The sequence below is a fragment of the Phenylobacterium sp. genome, from assembly GCF_036963605.1.
Taxonomy (GTDB): Bacteria; Pseudomonadota; Alphaproteobacteria; order Caulobacterales; family Caulobacteraceae; genus Phenylobacterium.
On the sequence record NZ_JBALUY010000109.1, the window covers coordinates 1 to 8,404 of the forward strand.

The following is an 8,404-nucleotide window of genomic DNA, read 5'->3' on the forward strand; positions in this document are numbered from 1 at the left end:
CCGACCACCCGGCCGCGGAGATAGTCCTCCATGGACAGCAGCTTTTCGCGCTCGCCCTCCAGCATCTTGTCGACGGGCACGCCGGTCCAGCGGCTGACTACGGCGGCGATCTGCTCGGCGTCGACCACCTCGGGGCTGACCGGCTCCTCGGCGACCACAGCCTCAGCCTCGGCCAGGCTCCGCTCCAGGGGCGGGATCTCGCCATAGGCGATCTCCGAAGCCCGTTGCAGGTCGCCCCGGCGCTGGGCGGCGACCAGTTCGGCGCGCAGGCGATCCAGGGCCTCGCGGATCTGGGCGGCCGAGCTCAGCTTGTCCTTCTCCGCCTTCCAGCGGCCGGTCATGCCGGCGGATTCGGCCTCCAGCTCGACGAGCTCGTCCTCCAGCTTTTCCAGCCGCGCCTTGGAGGCCGCGTCGGTCTCCCGGGTCAGGGCCTCGCGCTCGATCTTCAGCTGGACGATCCGACGGTCGATCTCGTCCAGTTCCTCGGGCTTGGAGTCCACGGCCATGCGCACCCGGCTGGCGGCCTCGTCCACCAGGTCGATGGCCTTGTCGGGCAGGAAGCGATCGGCGATGTAGCGGTTGGACAGGGTCGCGGCCGCGACGATGGCGCTGTCGGAAATCCGCACCCCGTGGTGGACCTCGTACTTCTCCTTCAGGCCGCGCAGGATGGAGATGGTGTCCTCCACCGTCGGCTCAGAGACGAAGACCGGCTGGAAGCGGCGGGCGAGTGCGGCGTCCTTCTCCACATGCTTGCGGTACTCATCGAGCGTCGTGGCGCCGACGCAGTGCAGTTCGCCGCGGGCCAGGGCGGGTTTGAGCAGGTTGGAGGCGTCCATGGCCCCGTCCGACTTCCCGGCCCCGACCAGGGTGTGCATCTCGTCGATGAACAGGATGATCGAGCCCTCGGCGGCGGTGACCTCGTTCAGCACGGCCTTCAGCCGCTCCTCGAACTCGCCGCGATACTTCGCCCCAGCGATCAGGGAGCCCATGTCCAGCGACAGCAGCTTCTTGTCCTTCAGGCTTTCGGGCACGTCGCCATTGACGATGCGCAGGGCCAGGCCCTCGACGATGGCGGTCTTGCCGACGCCGGGTTCGCCGATCAGCACGGGATTGTTCTTGGTGCGCCGCGACAGCACCTGGATGGTCCGGCGGATCTCCTCGTCCCGGCCGATCACGGGGTCGAGCTTCTGGTCCCGGGCGGCCTGGGTCAGGTCGCGGGCGTAGCGCTTGAGGGCGTCATAGCCCTCTTCGGCCGAGGCGGAATCGGCGGTGCGGCCCTTGCGGACATCATTGGCGGCGCTCTCCAGGGCGCTGGCCTTCACGCCGGCGCTCTTCAGGGCGTCGGCGGCCTCGCCGCCTTCGGCCGCGATGGCCAGCAGCAGGCGTTCGGTGGTGACGAAGGCGTCGCCGGCGGTCTTGGCGTCGGCCTCGGCCTTGGCGAAGACCCGGGCGGTCTCCGGGGCCATATAGAGCTGGCCCGAGCCCCCCTCGACCTTGGCCCGTTTGGCCAGGGCCGCTTCGACGGCGGCGTCAGCCTCGTCGGGTCGGCCGCCGGCGCTCTGGATCAGGGCGCGGGACAGCCCGTCCTTCTCCTCAAGCAGAACCTTGAGCAGGTGAATGGGGCTAAGTTGCTGGTGCCGGCGGGCGAGCGCGAGGCTCTGGGCCGACTGGATCGCCTGTTTGGCGCGGTCGGAATAGACGTCGATGTTCATGGCATCCCCTCGTTAGGCGGATTGACGCGCCTCGCCTTGAGACAGCGCAAGGCGCGTCGAGCCTCGATGTAGGTGTGGCCATTCGGCCACACAAGTCGGATTGCCCCGGTTTATGGGGAAACCAATGCCAGCGGCTCCCCATTTCCACCGCACCAGTCGGCCTTGCGGCCGGCCAATCGTGTTTGGGAGTCTACCTATGAAAAAGGCCTGGGTGCTGGCGCTTGTGGGCGCAACCAGCCTCGCCGGACCGGCTGCGGCCGGCGGCTTCTATCTCCAGGAACAGTCGGTGCGCGGCGCTGGCCGGGCCTATACCGGCGAAGTGGCCGACACCGGGGTCTCGTCCCTGTGGTGGAATCCGGCCGCCATCGCCCGCTCCCCGCGGGAGGTCTATGTCGGCGCCCACGCGATCTTCGTGGATGCGACGGTGAACGACACCGGCTCGACCATCACCTATCCCGGCGGCGTCACCGTCCCGGTAGGCGGCGAGCCGCGGGCCTTCAACCCGATCCAGAACGGCGTCGCGCCGAACTTCGCCATCGCCACGCCGGTGGGCGATCGCTTCGCCCTCGGCCTGTCAGTGGCCGCCCCGTATAACTTCACTACCGAATATCGCGACAACGCCTGGGCCCGCTATGACGGCCTGGAGTCAGGCCTGACCACGGCCGACGTCCAGCTGACCGGCGCCATGCAGGTCACCGACTGGCTCGACCTGGGCGCCGGCGTCAGCGGCCAGTACGCCGAGGCCACGCTGTCGACCGCCTATCCGAACCTGGCGCCCGGCGCCCCGGACGGCGTCTCGCAGCTCAAGGGCAATGGCTGGGACTTCGGCTGGACCGTGGGCGCCCAGGCCCATTTCGACGCCCTGACCTTCGGCGCCAGCTATCGCTCGGCCGTCGAGCACGACCTGGATGGCGACGTGCGTGTGGTCGGCCTGGCCGGCCCGCTGGCTCCGTTCAACACCGACATCGGCGGGTCGGCCACCTTCTCGACCCCGTGGATCGCCACCTTCGGCGCCCGCTGGCAGGCCACCGAGCGCCTGGCCCTGAACGCCCAGGTCAATCGCATCGGCTGGAGCGAGTTCGACGACATCAGCGTCACCTCGCCGGCGGTCAATGAAACCCTGCCGCAACGCTATAACGACGTCACCACCGGCGGCGTGGGCGTGGACTACATGGTCAATCAGCGCCTGACCCTGCGGGCCGGCGCCCAATACGACCCGACCCCGACGCCGGATGAACTGCGCACCGCGCGGGTGCCGGATGGTGATCGCTGGCTCTATGGCGTCGGCGCCAGCGCTGCGCTGAGCGACTCTCTCACCATGGATGCGGCGCTCTCCTACATCACCTTCGACGAGAGCCAGGTGAACCACGACACCACCTTCTATGAAGGCACGCCCGCCGAGACCGTCACCCGCCTGCGCGGCGATGTGAACGGCGAAGGCGCCATCCTGTCGCTCGGTCTGCGCAAGACCTTCTAAGACTTGCCCGCCGGCCGCTCAGTTGACCTCGGTCTTCTTGGGCGGCTCCGGCGGCAGGGACGCCACGGGCACGCCGTCCTCCACCAGGGCCTTCACCTCGGCGGGCGTGGCCTGTCCATAGATGCCGCGGTCTTCGACCTTGCCCTCATGGATGGCCCGGGCCTCCTTGGCGAAGGCGTCGCCGACATCGTCGAAGTTCTCTTCCACGTGGCGGCGGACCTTGCTCAACGCCTCCATCATCACCGCCCGGGCCTTGGGCGGCAGGTCAGGCGTGTTGCGCTTTGTGCCCGCCACGGCCGGCGCCATGATCTGCTTGCGCACGTCCTGCGCGCCACAGACCGGGCATTCCAGCAGCCCGCGGGCCTTCTGGTCGTCGAAATCGCTGGAGGCCGAGAACCAGCCCTCGAACTCGTGGCCGTGCTCACAGGCCAGGGCGTAGCGGATCATATGGTCGCGGGCCCGGAGAACGGCCGCGCATTGGCCAAGGCCGGGATCGCCGCCCGCGCCTTGGCGACCAGGTCCAGGTCGAGATCGGCGAACAGCACAGCCGGCTCATCGTGGTCGAGCCTGACGACCACCTCTCCCCAGGGGGCGACCACCAGGCTGTGGCCATAGGTGCCGCGGCCGTCCTCATGAAAGCCGCCCTGCGCCGGGGCGATCACGAAGCTGCCGGTCTCGATGGCCCGGGCGCGCAACAGCACGTCCCAGTGGGCCACGCCGGTCGAACGCGTGAAGGCCGCCGGCGTGGTCAGGATCTCGGCTCCGGCCAGGGCGAGCGCCCGATGCAGGGCCGGGAAGCGCAGGTCATAGCAGATGGTCAGGCCGAGCTTTGCGCCCTGGGCCATGGCGGTGACCGCGACGTCCCCAGGCGCGTAGGTCGCCGACTCCCGGGCGCGCTCGCCGCTGGGCAGGTCCACGTCGAACATGTGCAGCTTGTCGTAGGTGGCGACGATGTCGCCCTGCGGATCGATGAGCACGCTGCGGTTGGCGCAGAGGCCGTCCTCACGCTTCACCAGGGCCGAGCCGATCAGGATGCTGACGCCGGAGGCCCGAGCAAGCTCCCGCAGGGCGACCACCACGGGATCGTCCTCCAGGACGCGCAGCTGGGGCAGCAGGGCCTCACGATCCTTCTGCAGGATGTTGGTCCCCTCCGGCGTGGCGATCAGCTGCGCGCCGCCGTCCGCCGCCTGGCGCGCCAGGGGCAGGACGTGGTCGAGCGCCGCGGCCTGGCTGGCCGGGGTGCGGGTCTGGACGAGGGCGACGCGGAGCATCATGCGAACGGGCTCAGGCGCCCTGCAACAGGGGATCGAGCTGGCCAGACCGCTCCAGCTCCATCATCTCGTCGCAGCCGCCGATGTGGCGATCGCCGATGAAGATCTGCGGGAAGGTGGTCCCGCCGCCGGAGCGCTGGACCATTTCCTGACGCTTCTCGGGATCGAAGGCGGCCTCGATCTCCGTGAATTCCACGCCCTTCTTCTCCAGCAGGGTCATGGCGCGCACGCAGTAGGGGCAATAGGGCTTGGTATAGAGGGTGACGTTTGGCATGGCGGGGATAAGGGGCTTCCCTGATCAAATGTCCAGACCTGCGCCGTGGCGGCAGGTCATGAGGAGGTGGTGGCGGCCTTGACGCGCGCCACCACGGCGAGATCGACGCGGGCCGCTCCGGCCGCGAGCAGGGCCCGCGCGCAGCCTTCGGCGGTGGCGCCCGTGGTCAGAACGTCGTCGACGAGCAGGATGTTGCGTCCGGCCACCTGACGGGCCCGGCCCGGCGGCACGACGAAGGCCCCGGCGACATTGCGCTTGCGTCCCGATCCGGACTTGCCGCCCTGGCTTTCGGTGGCCCTTCGACGCACCAGCACGTCGGCCAGGTAGGGTCGGTCGCGCAGGCGGGCGAGACCGCGGGCGATCTCCGCGGCCTGATTGAACCGGCGGGAAAACAGCCGCGAGGCGTGCAGCGGCACCGGCGTGATGGCGGAGGCCTCCTCCACCAGCCCGTCAGCGGCCCGCGACAGCCAGCGGGCGAACAGCGGCGCCAGATCCTGCCGGTCGGCGTGCTTGAGTTGCAGGATCGGATCGCGGGAGGTCTCGTCATAGACACAGGCCGCCCGCGCCCGGGCGAAGGCCCGCGGCCGGGCCTCGCAGGCCACGCAGCGCACGCCCGGTCCGAGGGAATATTCGAACGCCGCCCCGCAGCCATCGCACACCGGCCCGTCAAGGAAGGTGATCTTCATCCAGGCCTCCGGCGAAAGCCCCGGCGACAGGGGCCGCGGACCCACATCCAGGGCCTGGGGCGGAAACACCAGGTCCAGCAGGTCGCGTCCGGCCGATTTCAGCCGCGCCCCTGGTTTCCAGGAGAGCCCCGAAAGGCCATCTTGCAGGCTCATGTCACCCACCCCGCCCCGACTGTTCGACCGCGGCCTGGTGCGCAAGCACCTGGACCGCGCCGCCCCGGCCTTTGAAGCCGCCGATTTCCTGCACCGCCGCGCCGCCGAGGACGCGGTGGAGCGGCTGGAGGCGATCATGCGCGACTTCCCCCTGGCCGTCGATCTCTCGGCGCGGAAGGGCGCGTTCGGCCAAGCCCTGGAGCGCAGCGACGCCCGCGCCCGCGTGGGGCTGGTGATCGAGGCGGACCTCTCGCACGCCATGCTGAAGGGCCGGCCGGGGCCGCGCCTGGTGGCCGACGAGGAGCGCCTGCCCTTCGCGGCCGGCAGCCTTGACCTGGCCATCTCCACCTTCGGCCTTCACTGGACCAATGACGTGGTGGGCGCCCTGATCCAGATCCGGCGGGCGCTACGGCCCGATGGCCTGTTCATCGGCGCCTTCCTGGGCGGCTCAACCCTGTTCGAGCTGCGCCGCTCGCTGATCGACGCCGAGGCCGAGCTGACCGGCGGGGCCGGCAGCCGCATCTCGCCCTTCGCCGACGCCTCGGACGCCGCGGGCCTGTTGCAGCGGGCGGGCTTCGCCCTGCCGGTGGCCGATGTGGACCGGGTGACTGTGCGCTACGCCCATCCGCTCAAGCTGATGGCCGACCTGCGCCAGATGGGGGAGACCAATGCCCTGGCCGAACGCCACCCTCGGCGCCTGAGCCGCGCGGTGCTGGGCCGGGCCTTCGAGCTCTATGTGGAACGGTTCGCCGAGGCCGACGGCCGGGTCCCGGCCACCTTCGAAATCCTCACCCTCACCGGCTGGGCGCCCCACGCCAGCCAGCAACAGCCCCTAAAGCCCGGCTCAGCCAAGATGCGGCTGGCCGAGGCCTTGGGCGTGGAGGAGAACCCGTTGCCGCGGGAAGAGGATTGAGCCGCTGTGGCTAGGGCCTCGGCTCAAGGCGAAACACGACCCAAAGCCGGAGCGTTGTCTCAATCGGTTCAGGCTTCAGACTTACTCTCACCGGAGCTTCAGGACGAGGCTGAAGCTTGGGGAACTCACCGTTCACGACGATTTCGTTGAGAGCCGAGGCCGCCTCCGAATCCCGCACGCTCAGCACTTCGCCGACGCGCGAATGTGAGTTCGCTACGATGGCCTCGGCCCTCTGGCGGGCGTCGGCCAAAGCCTGCGCTGCGGCGGCGGTTTGGGCGATCTGCGGATGCTGAAGCGCAAATGCTACACTCGCTTCCTTGGCGCCAAGCCGCGCGGCCAACGACAACATCGTTCCCGCGCCTTCCACGTCGGAGGTCTTCGCATTCACGCGTAGCGTTGCGACATATCCTTGGACCGCACAGTCTCCGACGCTCAGGCGAGGGGAGCCGTCATACGGATCGACATCGCAGTCCTCGCCGCGAACCTCATCGATTGATAATCCGGAGGTCGTCAGCTGGATGGGCGCCATCGCGCTCAGGCCATCTTCAATGGCCGCCCGACTCGTCTCCAGCTCCCGCGCAGCCTCATCCGAAGTTCTACCCTCACCCCTCACGGTGTAGTTGAGAGTTGCGGCATCCGGCGGGGTTTTGACGGTGCCAACCCCAGTTATCGCGACCTGCGGAGTGAGATCCTGCGCAGCGGCCGAACCCCCGCCCACCAGCGCCAGAAGCACCATCAATCGTAGCATCACGCCCCCCTTGCGCCACAAGGTTGGCAGGTTGCAGGCCGGCTACGCACCGCGTCAATAAGCCTGAGGCCAGTCAGCGCGCCTCGCCGGCCTAAACCAGCGCGTCGGAGACCGAGATCAGCAGTTCGTAGATCTGGGCGCGGAGGGCGCCGGCGGCGGTGATGATGACGAGGCCGAGCAGCGAGGCCAGCAGGGCGTACTCGATGGCTGTGGCCCCGGACACCTCGCGGGGGAAGCGCCTCAGACCAGATCGCGCAGCCAGGCCACCAGGGGCGCGTCGGCCGGCGGCATCGGATAGTCGCTGAGCTTGTTGGGCTTCACCCATGCGAGGGCCTTGTGTTCCTTGGCGGTGACGAACCCGCTCCAGCGCCGGCACAGATAGAGTGGCATCAGCAGGTGAAAGGACTCATAACCGTGGCTGGCGAAGACGAAGGGCGCGAGGCAGGCGTTGGTCACCTGGATGTCCAGTTCCTCGTCCAGCTCGCGGATCAGGCAGGCCTCGGGCGTCTCGCCGGCCTCGACCTTGCCGCCAGGAAATTCCCAGAGCCCGGCCAGCTGCTTGCCCTCGGGGCGCTGGCAGATCAGCACGCGGCCGTCGGTGTCGATCAGGGCCGCGGCGGCGACCAGCAGGAGGGGCTTTTCCGTCATGCCTCTCCATTCCGCGCCTTGGCGTCAAATGCAACAGGATCGGACAATCGGAGCGCTGGCGGCCTCTCCCGACGACTTTGGGTTGACTTCGCACCTGCGAAAGACGATGTGTGCGGTGCGCCCTGATTGGCGCTATTGGTGCTCCAGCCCGCGTGAGGGCCTCCTGAAACGGGGGTTCGGCCTGTTGAGCGCCGTGAAGAGATCGCATAGATCGCCCCGCCACGCGGGGGCTTTCCCCAAACTGACCCGCGTCCCGCGACCCGTGCACAGCATGAGGCCGCCTTCGGCGCACTCCGAAAGACTGTAAGTCACTTGACCCAATTTTCTGAACTCGGCCTGGCCAAACCTTTGCTGAAGGCCCTGGCCGACCAGGGCTATGAGACCCCGACCCCGATCCAGGCCAAGGCCATTCCGGGCGTGCTCTCTGGCCGTGACATCCTGGGCATCGCCCAGACCGGCACCGGCAAGACCGCCGCCTTCGCCCTGCCCATCCTCCATCGCCTGGCGGCTGATCCCAAGCCC

11 protein-coding genes are annotated in these 8,404 nt (G+C 68.9%); 3 read left to right on the top strand and 8 right to left on the bottom strand.

Annotated elements, in window-relative coordinates; translation table 11 throughout:
- On the bottom strand, nucleotides 1–1,712 hold a 1,712-nt coding region (locus tag V7702_RS15715), incomplete at its 3' end, for a Clp protease N-terminal domain-containing protein (RefSeq protein WP_335651023.1).
- Between the two features lie 196 nt (nucleotides 1,713–1,908).
- Here V7702_RS15715 and V7702_RS15720 point away from each other — a divergent pair.
- Nucleotides 1,909–3,189, top strand: coding sequence for an OmpP1/FadL family transporter (locus V7702_RS15720; RefSeq protein ID WP_335651024.1), 1,281 nt, complete (start codon nucleotides 1,909–1,911; stop codon nucleotides 3,187–3,189).
- A gap of 18 nt (nucleotides 3,190–3,207) precedes the next feature.
- Here the strand turns inward: V7702_RS15720 and V7702_RS15725 are convergent, their stop codons facing one another.
- Genes V7702_RS15725 through V7702_RS15740 form a run of 4 tightly spaced genes read right to left on the bottom strand, consistent with a single transcriptional unit; the run spans nucleotide 3,208 to nucleotide 5,573 of the window.
- Entirely contained in the window at nucleotides 3,208–3,636 is a 429-nt protein-coding gene (locus tag V7702_RS15725) for a DUF1178 family protein (protein WP_335651025.1), read from the bottom strand.
- Nucleotides 3,633–4,463 (bottom strand): carbon-nitrogen hydrolase family protein, encoded by an 831-nt coding sequence (locus V7702_RS15730; protein WP_335651026.1) that lies wholly within the window; start codon nucleotides 4,461–4,463, stop codon nucleotides 3,633–3,635. The genes V7702_RS15725 and V7702_RS15730 overlap by 4 nt, the downstream gene beginning before the upstream one ends.
- 10 nt (nucleotides 4,464–4,473) lie before the next feature.
- On the bottom strand, nucleotides 4,474–4,734 hold the full coding sequence (gene grxC, locus V7702_RS15735) for a glutaredoxin 3 (protein WP_335651027.1): 261 nt from the start codon (nucleotides 4,732–4,734) through the stop codon (nucleotides 4,474–4,476).
- A 56-nt stretch (nucleotides 4,735–4,790) separates the two neighbouring features.
- Complete coding sequence (locus tag V7702_RS15740) at nucleotides 4,791–5,573, bottom strand: ComF family protein (protein ID WP_335651028.1); 783 nt, start codon at nucleotides 5,571–5,573, stop codon at nucleotides 4,791–4,793.
- Between V7702_RS15740 and V7702_RS15745 the strand changes: the two genes are divergently transcribed.
- Nucleotides 5,572–6,486, top strand: a complete 915-nt coding sequence (locus tag V7702_RS15745; RefSeq protein ID WP_335651029.1) for a methyltransferase domain-containing protein — start codon at nucleotides 5,572–5,574, stop codon at nucleotides 6,484–6,486. The genes V7702_RS15740 and V7702_RS15745 overlap by 2 nt on opposite strands.
- 10 nt (nucleotides 6,487–6,496) lie before the next feature.
- On the opposite strand, the gene V7702_RS15750 is transcribed toward V7702_RS15745, so the two are convergent.
- The 3 genes from V7702_RS15750 to V7702_RS15760 all read right to left on the bottom strand — a co-directional run bounded on the left by V7702_RS15750 (nucleotide 6,497) and on the right by V7702_RS15760 (nucleotide 7,882).
- Complete coding sequence (locus V7702_RS15750; RefSeq protein ID WP_335651030.1) at nucleotides 6,497–7,234, bottom strand: SIMPL domain-containing protein; 738 nt, start codon at nucleotides 7,232–7,234, stop codon at nucleotides 6,497–6,499.
- 91 nt (nucleotides 7,235–7,325) lie between these two features.
- Entirely contained in the window at nucleotides 7,326–7,457 is a 132-nt protein-coding gene (locus V7702_RS15755) for a Flp family type IVb pilin (protein ID WP_335651031.1), read from the bottom strand.
- Between the two features lie 17 nt (nucleotides 7,458–7,474).
- The gene (locus V7702_RS15760) at nucleotides 7,475–7,882 is read right to left on the bottom strand and encodes a (deoxy)nucleoside triphosphate pyrophosphohydrolase (RefSeq protein ID WP_335651032.1); all 408 of its coding nucleotides are present in this window, start codon (nucleotides 7,880–7,882) and stop codon (nucleotides 7,475–7,477) included.
- Nucleotides 7,883–8,194: 312 nt separating this feature from the next.
- On the opposite strand from V7702_RS15760, the gene V7702_RS15765 reads away from it, so the two are divergent.
- A partial coding sequence (locus tag V7702_RS15765; protein WP_335651033.1) for a DEAD/DEAH box helicase occupies nucleotides 8,195–8,404 on the top strand: 210 nt, incomplete at its 3' end.